Source organism: Bdellovibrio bacteriovorus, from assembly GCF_002208115.1.
Classification (GTDB): domain Bacteria; phylum Bdellovibrionota; class Bdellovibrionia; order Bdellovibrionales; family Bdellovibrionaceae; genus Bdellovibrio; species Bdellovibrio bacteriovorus_C.
Window position 1 is genome coordinate 1238325 of the sequence record NZ_CP020946.1, and the last position, 22884, is coordinate 1261208.

Annotated in this window: 16 protein-coding genes; 4 read left to right on the forward strand and 12 right to left on the reverse strand. The window is 51.6% G+C overall.

All coding sequences use genetic code 11. The features are described from left to right. Positions 1-16: 16 nt before the first annotated feature. Positions 17-2014, forward strand: a complete 1998-nt coding sequence (locus B9G79_RS06100; protein ID WP_232469223.1) for a tetratricopeptide repeat protein — start codon at positions 17-19, stop codon at positions 2012-2014. Between the two features lie 32 nt (positions 2015-2046). Here B9G79_RS06100 and B9G79_RS06105 read toward each other — a convergent pair whose 3' ends face one another. Both B9G79_RS06105 and B9G79_RS18305 read right to left on the reverse strand, forming a co-directional pair. Beyond that, positions 2047-4692 (reverse strand): adenylate/guanylate cyclase domain-containing protein, encoded by a 2646-nt coding sequence (locus tag B9G79_RS06105; protein ID WP_038449866.1) that lies wholly within the window; start codon positions 4690-4692, stop codon positions 2047-2049. A gap of 21 nt (positions 4693-4713) precedes the next feature. After that, the gene (locus tag B9G79_RS18305; protein ID WP_088564746.1) at positions 4714-7545 is read right to left on the reverse strand and encodes a hypothetical protein; all 2832 of its coding nucleotides are present in this window, start codon (positions 7543-7545) and stop codon (positions 4714-4716) included. A gap of 140 nt (positions 7546-7685) precedes the next feature. Between B9G79_RS18305 and B9G79_RS06115 the strand changes: the two genes are divergently transcribed. Then, entirely contained in the window at positions 7686-8099 is a 414-nt protein-coding gene (locus B9G79_RS06115; protein WP_088564747.1) for a group II truncated hemoglobin, read from the forward strand. Here the strand turns inward: B9G79_RS06115 and B9G79_RS06120 are convergent. The 7 genes from B9G79_RS06120 to B9G79_RS06150 form a co-directional block, all read right to left on the reverse strand. Then, positions 8096-9079, reverse strand: coding sequence for an extracellular catalytic domain type 2 short-chain-length polyhydroxyalkanoate depolymerase (locus tag B9G79_RS06120; RefSeq protein ID WP_088564748.1), 984 nt, complete (start codon positions 9077-9079; stop codon positions 8096-8098). The genes B9G79_RS06115 and B9G79_RS06120 overlap by 4 nt on opposite strands. 114 nt (positions 9080-9193) lie before the next feature. Then, a complete protein-coding gene (gene adeD / locus B9G79_RS06125) occupies positions 9194-10954 on the reverse strand; it encodes an adenine deaminase (RefSeq protein WP_088564749.1) in 1761 nt (586 codons plus the stop codon). After that, the gene (gene xdhC, locus B9G79_RS06130) at positions 10951-11742 is read right to left on the reverse strand and encodes a xanthine dehydrogenase accessory protein XdhC (protein WP_231839164.1); all 792 of its coding nucleotides are present in this window, start codon (positions 11740-11742) and stop codon (positions 10951-10953) included. The genes adeD and xdhC overlap by 4 nt, the downstream gene beginning before the upstream one ends. Continuing rightward, on the reverse strand, positions 11735-14062 hold the full coding sequence (gene xdhB, locus B9G79_RS06135) for a xanthine dehydrogenase molybdopterin binding subunit (protein WP_088564750.1): 2328 nt from the start codon (positions 14060-14062) through the stop codon (positions 11735-11737). The genes xdhC and xdhB overlap by 8 nt, the downstream gene beginning before the upstream one ends. Then, positions 14053-15516 carry a xanthine dehydrogenase small subunit gene (locus tag B9G79_RS06140; RefSeq protein ID WP_088564751.1) on the reverse strand — a complete coding sequence of 488 codons (1464 nt, stop codon included), beginning with the start codon at positions 15514-15516 and terminating at the stop codon, positions 14053-14055. The genes xdhB and B9G79_RS06140 overlap by 10 nt, the downstream gene beginning before the upstream one ends. A 179-nt stretch (positions 15517-15695) precedes the next feature. Further along, on the reverse strand, positions 15696-16673 hold the full coding sequence (locus B9G79_RS06145; protein WP_088564752.1) for a hypothetical protein: 978 nt from the start codon (positions 16671-16673) through the stop codon (positions 15696-15698). A gap of 519 nt (positions 16674-17192) precedes the next feature. After that, entirely contained in the window at positions 17193-18722 is a 1530-nt protein-coding gene (locus B9G79_RS06150; protein ID WP_088564753.1) for a carboxylesterase/lipase family protein, read from the reverse strand. 276 nt (positions 18723-18998) lie between these two features. Between B9G79_RS06150 and B9G79_RS06160 the strand changes: the two genes are divergently transcribed. Then, positions 18999-19769, forward strand: a complete 771-nt coding sequence (locus B9G79_RS06160; RefSeq protein ID WP_088564754.1) for a S1 family serine peptidase — start codon at positions 18999-19001, stop codon at positions 19767-19769. A 72-nt stretch (positions 19770-19841) separates the two neighbouring features. On the opposite strand, the gene B9G79_RS06165 is transcribed toward B9G79_RS06160, so the two are convergent. From B9G79_RS06165 to B9G79_RS06175, 3 genes are all read right to left on the reverse strand, one after another. Continuing rightward, on the reverse strand, positions 19842-20222 hold the full coding sequence (locus tag B9G79_RS06165; protein WP_232469224.1) for a hypothetical protein: 381 nt from the start codon (positions 20220-20222) through the stop codon (positions 19842-19844). 95 nt (positions 20223-20317) lie between these two features. Next, a complete protein-coding gene (locus B9G79_RS06170) occupies positions 20318-21418 on the reverse strand; it encodes a Rieske 2Fe-2S domain-containing protein (protein ID WP_088564755.1) in 1101 nt (366 codons plus the stop codon). A 61-nt stretch (positions 21419-21479) separates the two neighbouring features. Continuing rightward, on the reverse strand, positions 21480-22376 hold the full coding sequence (locus B9G79_RS06175; RefSeq protein ID WP_088564756.1) for a trypsin-like serine peptidase: 897 nt from the start codon (positions 22374-22376) through the stop codon (positions 21480-21482). 226 nt (positions 22377-22602) lie between these two features. Here B9G79_RS06175 and B9G79_RS06180 point away from each other — a divergent pair, with 226 nt between their 5' ends. Continuing rightward, positions 22603-22878, forward strand: a complete 276-nt coding sequence (locus tag B9G79_RS06180; protein ID WP_088564757.1) for a KH domain-containing protein — start codon at positions 22603-22605, stop codon at positions 22876-22878. The last annotated feature ends 6 nt before the right edge of the window (positions 22879-22884 follow it).

Here is a 22884-nt window from a genome sequence, read left to right on the forward strand (position 1 = left end):
ATCGAGAATGCAGCGTATGAAACTGGCAGCTTTGGGATTAGCAGGCACTTTGATCGTGAACTCAGCTTATGCTTTGGATGCACGAATCTCTCAGACACAATCTTTGGAAATTGAACTGCAGGACGGCGAGGGCGGGGCAGACGCCCGGCCTCTGCGCGTGCGGGATGCGGAATCCGGCAAGATGGCGCAGGTGATGCTGAATCGCCGCGGTGGAGCCGGTGGGCCCCTGACGGGCTTCTTTATCATTCAGTTCTTTATCGGAGACAATCGTCCTCGGGTCCTGGAGTTCGCAGCGCCGGGGAAAGCTCCGTATTATGCGTATGCCGTTCCGGGGGGAGCCGTTCAGCGCATCGTGCTGTTTAAATCCGCCGATGAGCTGGCAAAGTTCGTGGCAGAAAATGAAAAGACGACAGCTAAGAATCTGGGGGCAAAACCAGCGCCCACGGCCACAGCAAAAGTGATGTCACCGCAAGCCATCCGCAGACTTGAAAAGCAGGATCGCGAGCAAAAGCGTGTTCAGGAAAAAACCCAGCTGATGCTGGAAGAAGAGCAGGCGAAACAAAGAGCGGCGCTGCTGGAGCAGCAGGCCGCCCTGAGTGCTGCTGCGAAAAAACGCAAAAAAGAAGAAGCCACGGCCCTGGTCAACGAAGCTGACAAGCTCTATACCCAGAAAAACTTTGTCGAGGCAGAAAAGAAGTACGCCGCCGCGGTGGATCTGGATCCTGAATCAGATTCCTACTATTACCGCTATGGGGTGAGTCTTTATAAAGTTGGAAATTACAACAAATCCCTGGCGACGCTGTCCATGGCCGATGTGCCGATGGAGCTCTCTTTGGAAAAAGACTATTATGTGGCCCTGAATCTTTTGAAACTGAAGGACTACGACAAGGCCCGTAAAAAGCTGATTGATATCCGCTCTGAAAATGATCCGGTTTTGAGTCCGACAGCTTCCTTCTTTGCCGGTAATATCGAAATGCAGCAGCAAAAGTTCCCGGAAGCCCGCACCAGCATGGAATATGTCCTGGACAATTCCCAGGACCCGCAGATGGACCGTGCCGCCGAGGACCTGCTGGCCCAAATCGACAAGCTGCAGTCCTTCTATGAAAGCAAAAAAGAGAAGTATCGTTTCACCGGATTCATTGGCGCTATCTATGATGGCAACGTTTTGAATGTCGCGGAAAATAACGTCAGCACGGACGTAAAAGCCTATCGTCTGAACTTTGGTGCCAGTGCGCTGGCGATTTGGAACCGGACACCGACTTCGGACTTTGGAACTCAGATCGGGGTGTCTGATTACTACAGCACCGACACAAGTTTTAAAGACAACGCCACTTTGCAGACGGCCGATCCTTTGCAGTTTGACCTGAGTCTTCCCTTCCATAAAGAGTTTGAATACGCCAAACGCTCGTTGAACTGGGAGCTGGTGCCCACCTATAAGAGCATCTTTATGAGCCCCACCGGAGGAACGCGCAAAGAAGCCATCAGTTCTTTGGGTGTGAACACGACTTTGTCAGCGCCGATTCAAAGTGATTTTTTGATGGCGGGCCGGTTGGACGTATCCCACGAGCGTTCGCTGCTGGCAACGTCCGTAGGGGATGATGACCAGACAGCGCTGCGCTACGGGTTCACGCTGTTGCCGACGTGGATTCTGGATCTGAAAGGTGAAAAATCCCTGACCTTGGATGCTTCCTATCTGATCAATCAGGCGGAAGGGCGCAACTATCGTTATAAACGGTCGGCCCTGGGCCTGACTTATGCCTTCCCGGCGTGGTGGAAGTTCAATGGCAGTCTGCGTGGCGAATACTCCAGCCAGAACTATGACGAAGCCACCAGCCCGAGGATTGATACCAATCCCATTGTGACGGCGGCCTTCAATAAGGATCTCAAGCGCAATGTGAATATGCTCTTAAGCCTGCAATACAACGTGGGGGACTCGGATGAGGATTCTTACGACTATAACAAGTTTGTAGTGACAAGCTTGTTCACCTTCACCCACAGCATCCTGGGTAAGTAGGATTGAAAAAGCCACCTTGCGGGTGGCTTTTTTTATTTCGTTTTCATGACGTAAACCCCATCCCAGTCCGGCGGTGGGGGAGAGTCCAGATACTCCTGGCAGCGTTCGATATAAAGCTGACTGACGGGTTCTTCCGCACCCCAATTGTTTTGGGCTTTTTCAAAAACCTCTTTGGCTTCGGCAAAGCGTTTTTGATGGTACAGGTCGTATCCCATCTGGAAGGACGCCATCAGCTCTGCGGTTTTGTCTTTGGCGGCACCTTCACACACCAGTTCAAAGATGCGCACGGGCTCAAGCTTTCCTTTGACGCGCACGCGGTCGATTTCACGGGCGGTGAAGGCCTCTTTAACGTCATTGTAGGTGAATTCACTGATCACAATGCGCGTGCCGTATTCTTTGTTGATTCCCTCAAGGCGCGAAGCCAGGTTCACGGAATCCCCCATGACAGTGTAGTTCTGAACGATGTTGGAACCCATGTTCCCCACGCTCATTTCCCCGGTGTTGATGCCAATCCCGATATCGATATGGGGCAGACCCTTGTCCGAGAATTCTTTTTGCAGCTCTTTGAGTTTTACCAGACTTTCCAGGGCGCAACGGCAGGCATGGGCCGCGTGATGCGGGTCTTTCACCGGGGCTCCGAAGAAGGCCATGATCGCATCACCCATGTATTTGTCCAGAGTGCCGCTGTTTTTAAAGACGATGTCTGTCATCGGTGTCAGATAAAGATTCAGAACACGGGACAGCTCTTCGGGCGGCAATTTTTCCGAAATGGTCGTAAAGCCCCGCACGTCCGAGAAGAACGCGGTCATGCGCTCTCGGCGCCCCCCCAGTTTCAGGTTGGCGGCATCTTTTAAAAGCTCATCCACGACGGCCGGGGACACGTATTTTGAGAAAGTGGATTTAAGCTCCTTCTTCTTTTTTTCCTCGGTGAAGTACTTAAAGACCTGAATCGCACCAAAGCCCGCAAAAGCACAGGCATAGATCAGGAAGGAGTGAACCAGCAGGTTGTTCTTGATAAAGAGCCATAGATCCAATGCCCCCAGGGCAAGGATGAAGATGACAAAACCAAGAAGGGATGACAGTGATCCCAGCAGGGCCCAAGCAACTGCCAGCGCAGTTCCGCCGACAAACAACACCACCGGAAGCCACTGGGCTTCCTGGTTCCACTGTTTCAGGAAGTGTTTGTCAAAAAGATTCGCCAGCATGGTCAGATGAAGCTCTGGCCCTGGATAGTTGGCTTCCAGCGGCGTGTTGCGCAGATCATACAGGCCCACCGCCGTGGCACCCACGATCAAGCTGCGGTCCTTGAAGAATTCTTTTTTGTCGTATTCTTTGGTTTCAATCACCAGCTGTTTGGATTCCTGATTCATCACGCTGGTGGTGACCTTCACGGTCGGTTCGTCGTTGAACAGCTCTTTGGCAGAAACATAGGGCAGTGACATCTGACGGCCATAATAGTTGATCAGCAACTGGCCGGAACCGTCCACCGGGTAACTTGCGATTTTGATCTCTGGTTCTTTGGAGGTGTCATAGATGTTAAACTGCTCCAGACTTTTTTCGCCGTCTTTGGCGGTGGCCATTTTCAGTTCGGCGCGATAGGGACCGGACAGAAGGAAGCTTTGCAGGGCCATGGACGGAATGAAGCTGGTGCCCAGTTTATGACCTGAGCGGAAGAACAGGGGATAACGGCGGACATAACCGTCGGCATCCAGCTGGGCGATAAAGCTTGAGGTGTAGTTCGCAGGTGTTTGCAGCTCCAGCGTGTTCGGGGTCCATTCACCATATTGGGGAATGGGATGGGTTTTATAAGCTTTGCGAATGCGCGAACGCAGGTCCTCGAATTTCAGATTTTTCAGGTCAGGCGCTTCGGCCACCACATCGTGATACAGGGTTTCAACCTGAGCGATGTTTTCAGGGGACAGGAAAATATCGTGTTTGGTCAGCCATGTTTTGCAGTATTCGAACAAAGCCAAAGATTGACGGGCCTTCAGATTGTTTTTCTGGAAGGTGGAAAGTTCTTCGGGGGATTTTTTTCCCAGGCTTTTTAGCAGGTCATTTTGCTCGCGTTCCTGAATGGTTTGAAACAGGGTGGTGAACAGCGGGGCCCAGTTCAGGTCATCAATCGCATGGGTTTCTTCATCGATGGCGAAGCTGGGGTTGATTTTAACCAGTTGGTCTCCGCCGGTGGCCAGGAACGCCTCGGCCACACACAGATCCTGGTGCGGCTGGAAATCGATCAGGTTTTCGCTGAAAGTCCCCAGAACGATACGGTCCGGGTTGTCGGCGATGACTTTGGCAAAGGCCGTGTCGGCTTGAGGGTTGGATGTTTCAGGTTCGGCAAAGATCACGTCGAAGCTGACGGACTTGGCGCCAAGCTTTAATAAATTGTCGGTCATCTCTGCGACCATTTCACGGCTCCACGGGAAGCGGCCGATCTCGCGCACAGAGGCATCATCAATGGCGATCAGTGCCACCGGAGCCTGACTTTGAGAAGGCGGGCGGAGCTTGTATTTGATGTCGTTAAAGCGCAGGTCCAGAACCTCAATGCCCTCTAAGAAAGGACTGTAGGGGCGCTGGATCGCAGGGGTGTCCACGTATTTGAAATAGTGGAAACCGAACCACATAAAGAGGGCCGAAACGGTGATGCCTATCAGGATGCTGATCTTTTCTGTTTTCATGCTGTGTGTACTTCTGCTGCCTTATTGCCCGGTTAAATTAACTAAATGCACAGTCCCTTTGCTGTCGGTGACGGACACCTGGATGGTGCCCACTCCGCTGGCTGTCACCTGAATTGCGTGGGGAGGATAGCCGACCACTGAAACCGATCCCGGTCCGGTGAGAACCTGCGCGGTGTACGGGGGCACACCACCCACGATCGAGAAGGTCGCAAAGCCCCCCACCAGGATCGTTGGATCCGGTACCGTCACGGACAAAGGAAGGACATACGGGCTGAGTGCCAGCTTGCTGATCAAGTCCGTAGAGTACCCTTGAGTCCGCTCGGTGTGTTCAGAGTTGTAGCTGATATAGCCAGCATAAGCATTGATCGCTTTGACATAGATCGTGCGACTGACTTCGCCAGATGAAATAGTATAGTTGTTGGAATTGTAGCTGCAGTCGCTGCCATCAAAGAACTCGGCCAGTGGTCCTGGGGTGTTGCCCTGATAAACAGTTGAAGGCATAAAGCTCAGCCTTTGCCCCGCAGGGATCGGAAGATCCTGGTCGGCGGCGTCTTTGGCCACGACTTCCAGTGCCTGGCAGGAGCCAACGGCCGGAGTTTCGGAAGACCCGCTGGGCCAGCGCAAGGACAAGTGATGCACCAGCGGCGCATTGTTGAACACGATTTGTGCGGAAGCACTGAAGCCATCAGCTTTCAAAATCAGATTGGTCGGAAGATCAGCCCCCACTTCGATCGCAAATTCCGCGATGGACGTGGCACTGAAGTTCAGAGAGCCAATCGCACTGCGGCTGATGCAGTTGTTGATCAAGCGTGTTCCCGTTGGTGGAGTGGCGGATGTTGTTCCGTCAAGTTTGTACCAGGAAAGACTGGCTGAACCGGAAGACACTACGGAAATCCCCGAGTTCGTCAGGCGAAGTTTCATCGGGAAGCAGCCGTTTCTATAAATCTTCAGTTCGGCCGGGTACCCCGCGTACATGTCAGAATTGTTCGTAGAAAGCTCCACCTGGAGGACCGTCGTTGGGGCATCGATCACGGTCATTGGCAAAGCCGCCGGGGGTGTGAGTCCGCCGGAGTTGCTGTCGATCGTGATTTGATAGGAGCTCGGACTGGCGGACTTCACATAAACGGGCAGGGATGTGGTGCCCGCAGGCAGTGTGACATTCAGGTTTGTGGAGGCCGTGGTGCTGCAAGTGGCATCGGCATAAAGAACGGCTTCCCCGCCGGCACTAAGTGATACGGACACGCCGTTCAAGTTCATCACAGGTCCTGAGGTGTTGGACAAGTTCACCTCTATACGGCGGCACTCATTGACCAAAGGATAAGAGGCGTAGCCATAGGGGCTTGATGACATTGTCAGATTCAGGGCGGCGGCTGGCTGTCCGGCGAAGGTCCAACTGCTAAACGAGATCTGTGATCCGAAGGGAATGTTGTTCTTGCTCAGGCACAGCATGTAGCTGCTGTTTTGATCGGGAGTAAAACCAATGTTGCCCAGAGTGAACTGCACAGAGTCGCCGGGGCCTTCCGGAAGAATGTTGGTTCTTAGCAGAATCCACCCATGGCGCTGCAAATCTTCGGGTTCGCAGCGATTGTCGTAACCCATCGGGGCCATGGAGCCCGTAGTGGCTTTGTAGATCTGATAGCTAGTCACGGAATCCTTGATGCCGGGAAGCAGAGGCACTTCCAGGAAGCTGCCATTGGCATTGCCGCCATACTTATAGCTATTGCGGTAGGATGTGATGCCATCGATGGATTTTATGCGAGGGGCTGCAATGCCTCCGCGCAGGCCTGAAAGTCCTTCAATTGATTCCCACAATTCGTTGCCAAGGTTCGAGTTATCAAGAACCAGATAGCGTTTGAATTCCTCTGCCAAAGGCAGGGTAGAGCAGGCGCTGATATCCAGGCCGCCCATGATGGAGGCAAAGTTTGCTGACACCTGTGGGGTGGTGCCCGTGAAGAAGGCCTTGATTGGAATGACATTCAATGTGGAATGTCCCAGATACTTGTTGCCGAAGTAGAGATCCCCGCTGTTTTTCGCGGTTTTGGCGGGAGCACAGACTTTTTTATCATCCAGAAGCGTGGCTTGGGATGCAAAGAATCCCAGGAACTTGTTGTCTGCACCACGATCCTGCCAGTAGTTCGAATTGCCTTCCCATCTTTTTTCCGAGTGGGCGGGAAGTCGGATACGCATCAGGTGTTTTGACAAAGGCAAAGACTCCAGTGTCCACTGCTGACCAAGCAGGCTGCCATCAGGCAGGACATAATCAACAGGCACATTTTTGAAAACGGTGGCCTCAAACCAGCCGCCCAGAATCTGTTGACGATCCACCACGATGCCAGGTTTTCCTGCCGGGCGATAGACCATCTTCAGCTCGCCGCTGGGGCCTTGATTGACACCGGTCAGATAGCGGCCGTACACGCGACCTTCTTCTTCAGGCAGCGCACCACTGAGGTTGTCCAGGGGAACATCGGCGGTGTCCGTGCCGCCAAGCAGGTTTTTAGTCACATCGCCATAGTAGATCATTGCATTGTCGTCGTTGCTGCCGCTGCCGTAAGCCGCCAGCACTTGAATCAGGCGGTTGTCACCGGAAGGAATCTCTAGGGTGATTTCCGAAGGCACTGTCTGGCTGTCGTGGGAATCCAGAATCAGCACCACGGGGGTCGTCATGTCTGCTGCCGTGACCTGCACAGCAATGTGCTTCAGTTGTGAAACAGATTGCGCCCCGGCTTTCCCGGAAACTGTTTTGGGAAGTCGGAGAGAAACTTTACTGTCATCCACCGCCATTCGATCACAGGCACTCAGTAAGAAGGCCATTGAAAGGATCGAAGTGACGTGCTGAATATTTAATTTTTTCATGAACTTAGACTCCACGGCGTGTAGGGTTTTATCGGCTTTTTCACAGGGAATCTGAAGAAATCTCGGGCTCAATTAAGTTTCAAGATGTCTCAGAATGAAGCACAGTTGCCACTTTGGTCCGGGAGTAGTAAGTTCTTGTAATGTCTGAAGAGAAAAAGCCCTACGAATTGCTGGGTGGCGAACAAGTCCTGCGCCAACTTTGCAAAAGATTCTATGAAATCATGGACACCGTTCCGGAAGCCAAAGGCATCCGCGACATGCACCCGGGAAACCTGCAAGGATCCGAGGAAAAACTGTTTATGTTTTTGTCCGGGTGGCTGGGGGGACCGGGATTGTTCGTTGAAAAGTACGGACACCCCAGACTGCGCATGCGCCATTTTCCATTCAAGATCGGAAAGTCCGAGCGCGATCAGTGGATGATGTGCATGGTGCAGGCTTTTGATGAGGTGAATATCGCCGAGCCGTTGCGCAGTGAACTTTTGCATTCACTGCTGCGTCTGGCGGATCACATGAGAAATGTCGAAGAACCAGAGTTTTCGGAAGGCGCGGATTAAAGTCCGCGCACGCGTTCAATCATCTTCATCAACGCGGACATCTGGGCGCCGGATTTGCTGACGTAATCAGGACCGGTGAAACCAAACCAGTCCCAGCACGCATAAGGATTACCGCGATTGTCGCGGGCTGACTGCGGATAAAGCACAACGATGTTATTGGTTTCAGCCCAGTCGTTGTAGCCAGCCAAAGTCGCAAACTTGTCTTGAATAAAATCCGGATTCATCTGGCAGCCATGCAAGGCCACGTGCAGTTTGCAGCGGGCGCCTTGTTCACAAGCCTCGGGAACATAGATCCATCCATCGCGATATAACGGAGTTTTGCTGTCGCCAAAATCAGTCTGCGTGAACTTGTGCAGGTTTTCCGCCACTGCAATTCCCCGTGCTTTCAAATCGGTATACATCTGCGCAAGAATGTCGCCGGCCGTATCAAAATTGCATTTCAAAAGCCATGGCAATGCCGCCATCGTACAGGGCCCTCCACTGGCCAGAGTCGGGAAGCCGTGAGCAGCTTCTGGAGTCGTCACACGGTGAATTTGATTTTTTGGAACGAAGCTTTCATAAAACTCAATCAGCTTGTCACTGTTACCCAGCTTCACCACGGAATCTTTGGGGCTTGCGAAAATATAGATGCGGTGGTCTTTGAGGTTTTCGAGGGAATCAATGTCACCTTGGCCTGACAAGTCGCGGGCTTTTTCAATCATCAGGCGGCTGTCGATTTTTTCGGGGCTTCCCATGCACTGGGACTGGGCTTTCTTGGAATCTCCTTCAGAGCACCAGTAGACACCCCCGGCAACGGCACCCGCTCCGGAAAAGACCGACGAGAAGGCCACATCCATTTGCACCGCCATAAAGCCGCCGGAGGATACTCCGGAGATGGTGATGCTGTGGGGATCAATGTTGTAAGCTTTTAAGTTCTCGGTGGCGGGATCAGAAGACTGAATGCAAAAGGGCACAAGCATTGCGCATAATGTTTCAAACATGGTGACCTCCTGATAAAGAAATCACCCCGAATGAATCACGAAATTTGCTGGACTGTCGAGAAGAAAAAGCCCCGTTCTGTCAGAAAGGGGCTTTAGAGTAATTGCTTCAAGGACCTAAGCCTCTACTTGTAAGGGTATGAAGCTGAAATTTGTGACGTTCACCAAGCCACGATCGGTGAGCTTCAAGGTTGGAATCACCGGCAAAGCCAGGAAAGCCATTTGGATAAACGGTTCATCTAAATGGACTCCCAAGGATCGGAAGGCGGTTTTAAGGTCTGCGATGCCGTCTTTGATTTCTTCCGCGCTCTGAAGGCTCAAAAGACCCGCGATTGGCAGTTCCACCAAAGCTTTGATTTCACCCTGATCAGCCACAGCAAAGCCGCCGCCAGATTTGATTAATGTGTTCACGGCCAAAATCATGTCCGCCGGGTTGGTCCCGATGACCATGATGTTGTGAGAATCATGCGCCACAGAGCTGGCTAGAGCGCCGCTTTTTAGCCCCATGCCTTTTACAAGGCCCAACGCCGGAGGCAAACCTTTGCCATAGCGTTCGATGTTGGCCATGTAAAGTACGTCACTTTCAGCAAACTTTTGGCCGTCAAAAGCCACGGTCAGATGTTGGGTGATGATTTCGTGAGGCACGATTTCAATCACGTTGTAAACACCCGGAAGCAGATTCACGGTCAGTTCTTTTTCTGTCAATGGCGCTCGCTTCATGGTGTTTTCAAGAGGCGGTTGCGAGGTCTGCAGTTTTTCCTGCAATGAATCCTGAAGTTTTAATTCAGAAACAAACTTCCCACCGATCATCACTTCCTGAATATCGACAGCTTTCAGATCCTTCAAGAAAACCAGATCGGCTTTCTTGCCCGGAGCCACCAGCCCCAGACGTTTCAAACCAAAGTGGCGGGCGGCGGAATAAGTCGCCAGACGGTACGCCACATGCACAGCCACGCCGTGTTTGTTGATCAGTTCTTTGATCAGATAGTTGATATGACCTTCGTGTGCAATTTCAAAAGGATTGCGATCATCGGTGCACAGCAAGCACTGCGGGGACGAAAACTCATTCACCAGCGGAGCCAGGGTGCGCAGGTTCTTGGCAACACTTCCTTCGCGAATGATCAGACCCATGCCTTTTTGCAGCTTTTCGCGGCCTTCTTCCAAAGTCACGGTTTCGTGGCAGTTTTGAATTCCCGCCAGCAGGTAAGCATTCAAGGCTTTGCCGCGCAAAAGGGGCGCATGGCCGTCCATGTTCAGATCATCAAAGGCCTCAATTTTTGCCAGGACTTCTTTGTCGGCGTGAATCACGCCGGGGAAGTTCATCATTTCAGCCAGACCCAAAACGGAAGGGTGATCCTTGAAGGACTTCATTTCTTCCAATGGGAAATCACTGCCGGTGGTTTCAAAACCAGGAAGGGCCGGAACACAGGAGGACATCTGCACAAAAAGATTCTGGTGCATCAGTTCAGAAGAACGCAAGAACCAGCTAAAACCCCGGCCACCCAGAACGTTGGTGATTTCGTGCGGATCACAGATGGCCGTAGTGGTTCCCAGCGGCAACGTCGCTTTTTCAAATTCAAAAGGCGACATCATAGAAGATTCAATGTGCAAATGACCGTCGATAAAGCCCGGGGTCACGAAGGCCCCTTGGGCGTTCCAAGTGCGACGAGCGGACTGGGTTTGATACTCCATCCCCACGCCGACGATGTGTTCACCACCGATGGCAATGCAGGTGGGATAGATGTCGCCCGTGATCACATCCAGCATCTGCACATTCGTGATCAGCAGATCCAAGGTGCCATCGCCCCGTGCTTGGGACAGACGGGCTGGCAGCAGGTCGGAGGCGATCTTTTGGGTTTTCTTGTTGCTTAAACTCATAGAACCAAATCCCTTGTTTTAAGAATCTGCGCCACAATACTGAAGGCGATTTCCACCGGCGCGTTGGTGCCAAAGCTTTCTCCCATAGGGCAGTGGAATTTGTCGAGTGACTCTTGAGCAATGCCGGCATCGATCAAGTCCTGGCGCAGGCGGCGCGCTTTTTGGTCGCTGCCGATGTTACCCACATAAGCGAAGCGATCGCGCTGTTTCATGACTTCCACCAAAATAGGCAGGTCAGTGCCATGGCCCATGGTCATCAAAGTCACAAAGGACTTTTCCGGAATGCGGGAAACCAGGCCCTTCATGTCCTCGGTGCAAATTGTGGTCAGACGACTGGAGGTCGGAAGTTTATCGATCCATTCCTGGCGCGGATCCACGCACGTGATCTTGCAATCCAGCCGCATCAACAGGCGCACCAGTTCCTGGGCAATGTGGCCGGCACCGAACACCCAGATGTTGAACGGGTGGTTGTATTCAAAGAATTCAAAGAAGAAGCTGACCACACCACCGCAGGTCATGCCGATATCTTTTTGCAGATTCCAGTCGGCGTAGTGATGATGGATCTTTTCGCGGATCATTTTCTGGGCTTCTTCAATGGCGCGTTTTTCAACTTTGCCACCGCCAACAGTCCCGTACTCCAATCCGTCGGCCGACACGAGCGCCCGAGCGCCCACATCCTGGGGCGAGGATCCTTGTTGTTTTACCAGTGTCACGCTGACAAAGGATTTTCCCGCGTCCTGCAGGGACTTCATCGCGGACAGATAGTCTTCAAAGTTCATTTTACTCATGACGGGCGATCTCCATCAGCATCTCTTCCGGGGTGGCCGGGGATTTCAGGGTCGAAATCAAACCTTTGCTTTTGGCATTGGCGGCGTCTTTCAAAGCAGTCCATACGCTGATTCCCAATAAGAACGGCGGTTCCCCCACGGCTTTGGAGCGGTGGACGTTTTCGCGGTTCTCGTGGTTTTCAATGAACTCGACATTAAACACCCTTGGCGTGTCTTGCACGTTCGGGATCTTGTAAGTGGTTGGGGAGTGGCTTAAAAGTTTTCCCTCTTTGTTGTGGAAAAGTTTTTCAGAAGTCACCCAGCCCATGCCTTGCACGAACGCACCCGTGACTTGGCCCTTGTCGATGCCCGGATTGATTCGGCGGCCCAGGTCCATCAGGATGTCGGTGCGAAGGACTTTGTATTCACCTGTGAACAGATCCACCTGCACTTCACTGACGGCAACACCGTTGGTGAAATACTTAAACGGCGTCCCTTGGCTGGTCTTTTTGTCAAAACCAAGGCCCTCGGTTTTAAAGTGAGCGTACTCTCCCAAAGAAAGACGGTTGAAGTAAGCCTGTTTAACAGCGTCAAGCCAGGTCATGGATTTACTGGAAGGTTTGTGGGTCAGAAGTCCGTTTTCAAAATGGAATTCTTCAAACTTCAATTTGGATTCGTCCAAAGGCGGGCATTCGGCGATATCATTCATCGGCGTGCCAGCCAGGATGTTTTGGAACAACCATGCCAGACGTTTTTGAATCCCGACAGCTGCTTTTAAAGCCGCCGCACAGTTGATGTCAGATCCGCTGGAGGCCGCCGTAGGTGACGTGTTGTGGTTTTTCTCGGTCGAGGTTGCCATAACTTTGACGTCGTGGGCTGGAATACCAAAGGCGTGAGCCACGACCTGCTGGATCTTGGTGTTCACACCCTGACCCATTTCGGTGGCGCCGGTGGAAACCTGCACGGTGCCGTCTTTGTGAACGTTCACCGAAGCATTCCCTTGATTCAGGAAGCGTGCGGTGAAGGCGATACCGAACTTGGTTGCTGTCATGGATAAGCCACGCACCGCGGTTTTGCTGCTGGCATTGAAAGCGTCGATTTCTTGACGGCGCTTTTCATAGTCGGAAGACTTTTTAAGATCCGCAAAAAGTTCTGGCAGGGGATTGTGTCCCAGCGCCTGACCATAGTGGGTCACGTTGTTGTGATCTTTTTGATAACAATTCAGTTCGCGGATGGCGAGGGCATCTTTTTTCAGATGCAGGGCCATGTCCTCGATAATGCTTTCGATGGTCATGGTCCCTTGCGGACCCCCGAAACCACGGAAAGCGGTGTTGGAATAAAGATTGGTGCGAACCACGGCACCTTCGATGTGCGCGGCGGGCAGATAGTACGCGCCATCAACGTGGAACATGGCTCGATCCAGGATCGAGCTTGAAAGATCGGCGTAAGCACCCCCGTCGGCATAAAGATGCGCCTTCAAGGAAAGAATGCGGCCGTCGTTATCAAAGCCCACTTCGTAATAGTTTTTAAACGGGTGGCGTTTTCCCGTCATCATCATGTCGTCGTCTTTCGACAAACACAAACGAGCCGGGCGTTTCATTTTGCTTGCGACCAGAGCTGCCATCGCCGCAAATGGGGCGGCCTGACTTTCTTTGCCGCCAAAGCCGCCACCCATGCGTTTTACAATACAGACGACTTCATGCAGGCTTAAGCCCAAAGCTTCGGCCACCACGTGCTGGGTTTCAGTCGGGTGCTGGGAACTGGCGTGAACTTCGATCTGTCCGTCTTCCATCGGGTAGGCGATGCAGGCGTTGGATTCTAAATAGAAATGCTCCTGACCGCCGCACTCAAAGGCGCCTTTAAGGCGGTGTGGGGCTTTGGCCATTGCGGCGTCGGCATCGCCGACTTTGAAGGCGTTGGCTTTATAGATGAAACGATCCAGTTTAATGGCTTCATCGATGGTGAAGATGCCATTTTCTTTTTCAATTTCAAATTGCACGTGTTTTTTTGCGCGCAACAGATCTTCGATGTCGGTGCCGACCAACAGCACCGCCGGTTCGTCATAGTGGCCGATCTTGTCGGCAACCAGAATAGGCTGTTCCGGAACAATGGTGCCCCAGGAGTTGTGGGAAAGATCTTTGGCCGTGAAAGCGGCCAAAACTCCACGGCACTTCAGGGCTTGGGAATAATCAATAGACTTCAGGCGGCCGGCGGCCGCGGGAACACCCACTGGCAGCACCAAGACTTCGCCCGCCATCATCGGGCGGTCGTCGATAAACACACTGCCACCAGTGACGTGGCCCCGGGAAGAATCATGAGGGATGTTTTGACCTACGGACATGCTGTCATTTCCTGTTGAAGTTCAATATGGCATTTCTTGAATAAATTCTCGGCGACTTTCAGACGGTATTCATCCGTGGCGCGAAGATCGGAAATAGGCTTGATCAAGGTGCGAACCTTTTCACCCATTCGTATAAAGGTGTCTTCGCTGAAAGGCTGACCCTTCATTGCGGATTCAATGTCACTTAAACGAACCACGGTCGGGCCGACACCGCCCATGGCGATGCGGGCGTCACTGATGGTATTGCCATCGACTTTTACCAAAGCGGCAAAGGTCACCGCAGAAATATCCAGATCCTTACGCAGGGATACTTTAAAGAACTTGGACTTCCATTCAGGTCCGGGCACCGGGATCAGGATGCCTGTGGCAATTTCATCCGCAGTCACGTCAAAGACCTTGTAGGCTTTATAAAACTTTGGCAAAGCCACTTTGCGAAGACCCTTGGTGGATTGCAAATGAACTTCCGCATCCAATGCCAAAAGAGCAGGGATGCTGTCACCAATCGGGGAGCCGTTCATGACGTTACCGACCAGAGTGCCTTGATTTTTGATTTGCGGTGAAGCGAAGATGCGCAGCAGGCGGGAAAGCTCTGGCAGTTTGTCTTCCAGGAAGTTTTCCAGGGCTGTCAGGGTGACGCGGGCTCCGACCCACACGCCGTCAGCGGTCATTTTGATTTCATTGGTGTCGGTGATCTTGTGCAAGCTCATCACGTCATCCATGAAGGCTTTGCCTTTGTTGTGCAAAACGCCCAAATCAGTGGCACCGGCCACCAGACGAGTTTGTGGGGATTTGGATTTTTGCTCGGTCGCCACCTGGAAGTTCGCCGGGGCGGTGAATTTCTTGGCGCCAGCTTCAATCATCAAAGAATCAGAAGCCAGTGGCTGGAATTGTTTTTTCTGACTGTCCGTCAAGTACTTGGCGGAAAGGGACTTCCATTTTGACAGATCCAGATTTGTCGCAGCCGCCAGGATCGGTTCATAGCCCGTGCAACGGCACAGGTTCCCGGTCAGGAAGTTGCGGGCTTTTTTCTCGGTGATGGCTTTGCCAGAGCAGGCACTTTTTTCTGCCAATGATGACAGCGAACACACCATGCCGGGCGTGCAGTAGCCGCACTGACCACCGTGGAATTCGCGCATCTTGTTTTGCACTTCGCTTAAGTCTTCCTGTTCGGAAAGTCCTTCCACCGTGACCAGTGATCCCATGTCGAAAAGGTACATCGGGGCGATGCAGGAATTGATGGCTTGGAATTCAGACCAGGTGTTGTTTTCAAGTTTTGCCGAAAGCACCGTGCAGGCACCGCAGTCGCCTTCAGCGCACACCACTTTCGTTCCCGGAAGGGAGCTGTGATAGCGTAAATACTGGGCTAGCGGAAGAAAGGCTTTTTCGCCGGAAATGCGGTGTTCAGCGCCGTTGATAAAGACATGAATTTCGTTGCGAATTTTGTTTTCAGACATCTAAATTGGTTCTCATAAAAGGGGTCCCATGACAATAGAATTTCCCTTATGAGTTTAGCCCCTTTTGGGGGCCTCAATGTCCTCAAAAATTCAAATGTGAGCCGCCCCGGGGCCCTTATCGATTAAAAAGGGCTTTGAGTGTGGCAAGCGTGACGCGGATCGCTGGACTTTTTGCCCGTTTACTTCTTAGTCAAAGTAAAACGCATCAATGAGTCGCCTCTTCCATACACCTTAATTTTCAGTTCATCTTCTTTTTTCAGATTCAAGGATGATGTGACGGTATTGTTCGGTAGACACCGCTTCATTTTATCTTCGTTCTTGTCATCAAGATCGTCTTTGCCAGCATCAGGTTTTGCAGGCGCTGGGGATTTGCAGAACTGCTTTGGGAAAACTAATACTTTGCCGTTAATAGAAATCTCCGCCCTTACTGCACGCTGATGGCTGGAAACGTTTGTCATTGTCAGTGTGTAGTTACCATCCTTCACGGAGGGCCTTAGGGAAAGTCCTGAAACTGTTTTGCCAACCATGTTAATGGAATCATAGGAGCCGGTCTCTTGCAGGCCTTTATCTGTCAGAGTGAATACTCTGGTGGGGCTGCCGTCGTTGGAGTAATCGAAGATCATCAATTTACCCTGGACGGGTTTGTCGGTGATTAGCACGGATCGAAGCTTCTTAGTCGTAACGCCATTTAAAGTTTGTGTCGGAGTTGAATCGATAAGCTTCGCTCCATCCCATCTAAAAATAGAGGGAGATCCGACTTCTTTTCCATCAAGGATTTGAACAACTATTTCCGGTTTCCCATCCTGGTTAAAGTCCTTTGTTTCAAGGGATAAGCATGAGTGAATGGACGAGCTTGTGGAGAAAGTAACTGGATACTTTTTAAAACTTCCTTTTGGACCTTCTTTAAAAACAAGCAAACTGCAGTCAAGTGTTGTTGTCTTCAGGAGCACAACGTCATAAGGCAGCTTAGTTGGCCCATCAAGTTTGACTGACAATTGGTCGGCCACAACCCCGTCATTTATGGTTCGAGTGGCTCCTGTTTCTGGGTCTTTTGTAAGTGTAGCAGGAATATTTGCACTCAGGATCTTGTCTGGGACAAGCGCAGATGCATGCTGGGAGATCAATAGTATGATTGAAGCTAAAATTAAATTAGTCACTTCGTACTCCTATTTGGATACAAATGGATTAGCTGCAACTGGTTCATATTTTGAAATGTGTGACCAGACTTTGGCACCAGGTTGCATTAGCCCGTAGCTTGAAGCAACGATTGTTTGAGCAGTAAAGTCAAAAATGGGGCTAAAGCGCGATTTTGAATTCGGATCGCGAAGACCTGAGTTCAAAAGAATTAGTTCCTCTTTGGCTACTTTCCCTTGGTCAAGAAACCAGTTTTAACGTTCAAAGGTTGTTTCATTCTTATTTTTTGCCTTGTATCCCGCGTTGTTGATTCTCATCAATTCTGTACTTTGAAGAGATTTTCCGTTGTTGTATTCCATTTCGTAGTTGGCTGGGACGGCGCTCGGAACTGGTGATGAACCCAAGTAAACTCCATATCGATTTCTGGGTCTTAAAAGGTCAATAAACTGGAGTTAATTAACCAGCACAGATCGTAATTTGTGTTCTGTGGAGGTTTTATGCGGACTGTTTTTAATTTGTCGTGAAATGATACGCGTTGTGGTTCATTTAAACACCATTCGGCCGTCCCAGACAGGCGCTTGGGCGGGGAGCTGGGTGTTGGGATTTCCGTCCCAGAAGAACGATTTGAAGTACGGTGCCATCGAGTCCCGCAAGGCTTCACGGGACTGACGGTTCTGTTCCGTCCACGCAAATCGGGCAAAGCTGGGCTTTTCAGTTTCAAAATTCCCCAGGTAGAACATCGCATCCATGCCGTGCACAGCGCCAAAAACTTCTTTCCACGGGGAGGGGGTTTCTTTCCATTCAAAGGAATAGCGATAGGTCTGCGGGTTGTAAGCTTTCACCGCCCAGAAGATTTCTTCCATCGTCATCTGCATCGCTACGGACCCAGCGGCAGTGCTGGAATGGTACAGAGTCACCTTGTCGTCTTTGATAAGATCTTCCTCTTTCAGGTCCGCAGGCGGATTCTGAATCAGGGACCATAGCTCTTTGTCAGTGGGCTTGATCAGGGCGCCGCCCAACAGATAGGTTGCTTCATCGGTGGTTAAACCCAGGATCAGAGGAACGCGGTGGAAGCTTCCGAATAGGATGCCCTCCACCCCATGCGGGAAAACGGCGTCATCTTTGAAATGCTGAAACGGCACGATATATTCTTGAGCCTGCACCAGTTCTTCGGTGGTGCGGGAATACAGGAACTGACGGACCCACTTGGTGCCCTTGGATAGCAGATACGCTTCAGCATCGGATTTTTCTTTCACCAAGCCGGCATTGACGACCAGATTTTCTATGAAGTCTTCAGAGCGGGCCTCCGCCACCCAGCGTGGATACGCATTCGGCACACCGGCAGAACAAACCGCACGGTGGAAAAGATCTTTGGAAAGGGGCGTTTGCAAAAGACCCCATACATTCATGCAGCCTGCGGATTGACCCATGATGGTGATGTTGTCGGGATCTCCGCCGAAGTTTTCAATATTGGTGTGGATCCACTTGAGCACGGCGACCAGATCAAGAGTCACGTAGTTGCCGGAACTGTCCCACTTGCTGCCTTTATTCAAAGCCTCATGGGCCAGCGCGCCCAGCATGCCCAGTCGATAGTTGGCACTGACAAAGACAACGTCTGAAGAAGAAGCCAGCCACGCGCCATCATAAAGAGGATCGGCAGAAGTGCCTTTGAAGTTGGATCCACCGTGAATCCACAATACCACCGGGCGTTTTTTCGCTGCGACGGGTTTCCATACATTCAGATACAGACAGTCTTCGCTGCCGACGGGAGTTCCAAATTGTTCCGGTGGAACGTTGGCAAAGAAATTTCCTTTTTGAGGGCAGGCGACAGGGAGTTTTGTGGCGTTGAGAGTGCCAATCCAAGGGGCCGGGGATCTGGGCGCTTTCCAGCGAAGATAACCCACCGGCGGTTCTGCATAAGGGATTCCAAGAAAGGCTTCGGTGTTGTGAGCAGTACGAAGGCCTTGGATTTTACCATCAGCCACGCGCGCGAAAGGGGCCGCTGCGTGGGAGTTCAAAGTCCAGCAGGTAAACAAGACCAGCAAAAGAGCAGAGTAAGCAAGTGATCGCATGGGGCCTCCGTCAATTTCAGTCTTAGCGAGCTTCGGAGGATCTTCCAAGAATAAAGAAATCGAATTTCATAAAAATCATGCAGGCTTGGCAAGTTCTTTTAAAAAAATCGGTAATTACCGTCGAGGAAGAAATGTTCGGGGGCAATAATTTCCCCTCTGCAAAGGTCCGAAAAAAGGCCAGTTCCAAAGTGGGTCGCCGAGAGTCTTTGAGCATTGGGAAAAAACAGACAACGATTGATACAGGTTTTGAAGGATTCAAGACCAGAGGGGAATAAAATGAAAATGAACCATCTTGTTATCGCAGGCCTCATGATGATGTCTGCTCCAGTATTCGCGAAATCTGGCTCTGTAGGGGCTAAAATCGTTGGTGGCGTTGAAGCTTCCATCGGTGAGTTCCCATATATCGTGTCTTTGCAGAGCAGCAGCCATTTCTGCGGCGGTTCCTTGATCAAGAAGAACTGGGTATTGACGGCAGCTCACTGTGTTCGTGGTGGCACGGTTAAAAAAGTTGTGATCGGCTTGCATGACCGTACAAATGCGGTGAATGCAGAATCCATCGCTCCAAAAAGAATCATCGCTCACCCGAACTACAATTCACGCACAATGGAAAACGATTTTGCATTGATCGAGCTTTCTCAGGATTCTTCTTACGCTCCAGTGGCGCTGAACCCTGCTGAAATCACTCTTCCAACGGATGGCTCTGAAGTTTTGACGACTGTGGCTGGTTGGGGTGCAACTCGTGAAGGTTCTTACTCTTTGCCGACAAAACTGCAAAAAGTGGACGTTCCATTGGTTTCTACAGCAGCTTGTAACAAAGCTTACAACAACGGCATCACGGACAGCATGATCTGTGCTGGTTACGAAGGTGGCGGTAAAGACTCTTGCCAAGGTGACTCTGGTGGTCCATTGGTAGCTCAAGACGAAAACAATCAGACATATCTGGTTGGTGTTGTGAGCTGGGGTCAAGGTTGTGCTCGTGCGAACTATTATGGTGTTTATGCCAAAGTTAGCAACGCGATCGAGTGGATCAATAACACCGCTCAATAATTCGATTTAAAAATTGAATTCAAAAGAGCCCCTGGGGAAACCCGGGGGTTTTTGTTTTTTTGGTAAAGGAAATTAGCGACAGCTTTGGGCCCATTTTTTCAGGTCCGCCGAAGACGACTGCGCCGGATTAAGCCAGCGGGCTTCTTCAAACTTCCAGACAAAGTCCATGCGGTGAGTGTTATAGACGTTGACGTAGTGAAGGCCGTCGCAGATTCCTTCAAGACCCTTATCTGTGACATACCAGTCTGAGTGATAGGCTGTCACTTCCGTGCGCTGTTGCTGCGAATCCTGGCAGGTATAGACGCAGCTCCATTTGCGCTGGGTGCCGTACCAGGTTTTTTTGTACAGTTGATACTTTTTGGAATACGGATCGGCGATACAACTGCAGGCATCGGCAAAAGCCGGCGCTGTAAGCTGAAGAGCCATAAATGCTGCAAGAATCCAGAACATCATCCGCATCCCTGGAAAGAATGCAAGAGCAGTTCCGGCCAGGGATGAAACCAGGCAGATTTAGGCTGTCTATAAAATCGACGGTGCCGTGCCGGGACCTATTTGTCGTGATGTTTGGAGGCATTGTAGGCCTTGCGACCGGCCCGGTGTTGCAGGACGTGGGCGGATGTTTCAAGCAGAGCACAGGACAGGTCTGCGCAGCGATCCAGCAGTTCCTGGGCGGCTTCCGTCAGAGCCTGAGTCTGTTGCACGTAGCGCACGTTGTACTCCATGTTTTCAGAACTCCACCCCAGGGAATGAGCGATAAAAGGAAACGGCGGCAGATGATAGCCGAGCTCCGAGAAGAAGCCCATCATGTGACCCGCGACGGCCTGCACGTTGTCCTGGCCTCCGGTGATAATGAATCCCGCGACCTTGTTGCGAATCAGTTGGTTGTTTTTGATGGTGATTTGATTCTGAATGCAGTTAAAGCGTTCGGCCATTTTATAATACAATGAACTGGCCGAACCCCAGCGAATCGGGGTGGCCACGATCATCACATCCGCCCAGTGAATTAGGTCTTCATACACGCGATCCAACTGGTCGGTGGGATCCATCTGCGTGATGGAACAGGGCCAGGTGCAGGCGTGCGCACTTTTGGAATAGAAGCCCTCGCAGTGGCGAAACTTCAGTTCGCGGATTTTTTGCAGACGCGTTTCATAGCCTTTGCTTTCGGCGTGCTTCAGGGTTTGTTCCAGTAAAAGCTCCGAGGTTGAAACTCGCGGATGGGCGTTGTCCATGACAGTGGTGGAAATTCCCACCACCCGCAGCGGGCCGGGTTCGCGCTGCACTTTGCGGGTCAGGGGATGAGGTTCGTGAGGCATGCGTCCTCGCGCCGTGGCGCTGGCCAGGTCCACCCACAGTTCGCCATTTTCGGTTTTTAAATTATAGACGGGCACATGATCGGCCTCATAGCCGGGCTCGCCCAATCCGGTGCGATAGTGGAATTTATAGTAGTGCCAGGGGCAGACTACATAGTCGCCCTCAAGCTGACCATCACCCAAAGGGCCACCGACGTGATTGCACACCCCGGAAATGGCGGTGAATTCGTTGTCTTTAAAAATCAGAGCCAGCTTGGTCCGGTGAACTTCGATCTGCTGCAGGTTTTTCTTCTGCAGCAGATCGGTCGGACCCAGCTTGTGCCATTGAGGTTGTGACATGTCTTTATTGGAACCAAAAAGAATGGTTCAGGAAAGAAATGTCAGTCGGATCTGATGAAGGTCAAAGATAAGGCAGGATGCGGGTGATGCGCGTGACATCTTCGCCGCGACAGCCTGTGCTGGTACAGCGGTTGGAAACAGTGCAGGACCCTTGGTATACGAAGTCAGTGTCACCCCGGACCAAGATGCCTTCGATGACCCCGGAAGAATTAAATACTGCGGAGCCTGAGTTTCCTCCATAGGTATCCAGATTTGCGACGAAATGTTCGGCTTCCGTGGCACTGCGCACTTTGGCCCCGGCGGCGATCTTGGTGGGAAGCCCTACCGGGTGTCCAATCACAACCAATGAGGCTCCGAATTTGACGCTTCCGCTTTTGCGGGTTTTCAAAACGGCATGGTTGTTCACAGGTCGATCCAGTTTGATCAGGGCAAAGTCGGACCCGGTTGCCAGCACTTCGCTGTGAATGATTTCAGCGCAGCGATAGACTTCGGTGGATGGCACTTCACGCGGCTGAACTCCGGCTGATTTTATGGCGTAACCAAAGACGAAACGGGTTTCGCTGCAATCACGCACCGATCGCACGCAATGACCGGCGGTGGCTATGACGTCGGGCGCCACCAAGGAGCCTGAACAGAAGGCGGCATTTTCCTGTTCTCCGAAACGTTCCGAAGCGCAAAGGTTGTAAGATCTGCGGAAAGTTTGAGCAGAGATGCGTGTGATCTCTGCGCCTTCCTGTAAGTTTTCTTCCTTGATCAACGCCACTGTCGAGTCGGCCAAACGCCTTTGTAAAGTTGATTTTACTTCATACAGGTCTTTGCGGTTGTCGCTGCCATAGATGACTTTTTCCTGCAGCTCCGGGGTTTCTTGCGGAGTGACGACCGAGGGTTCACCCGGAGTGCTGTTTTCGCAGGCACTTAAAAACACTAATAAAGAAAAACATAAAACTGTTTTTTGCATCCGTTATCTTCCTTTGATGGGGATTGGCGGGACGGCCCTGTCCCGGTACTGCATGACCCCGAAGAAACAGGAAAAGGTTAACCCGGCGGCCGTTTTTTGGGTCTTACCATAGGGGAATTTGAGCATTCCTATATTCTTGGTGGAACACTTTCCGGCCTAGGGTGGACCCGGCAGGGTTGCTCTTAAGGCAGGGGATCAACAAAATGGGTGGTACGGAGAACGAAACATGTTGGCGGAGACTATGACCCAGGATGCGGATATTAGAGATCGTTTGGCGAAGGTTCTTGAGAGCGTAATTCAAGAGATGACTTCCTGCTATGAACAGGTGGAAGTGACCTTTGCAGCAGGCGACAAGACAACAGTGTATAAAGTGACGGTGCCGCAGGAGTATCGCGGAAAGTTGATCGGATCTCAGGGGAAGAACATCACTTCGCTTCGTAACATTATCGGGGCAATGGCTGGCAATCACGGCTTTCGCGCGATCATAGAGCTCGTAATCTGAACCTGT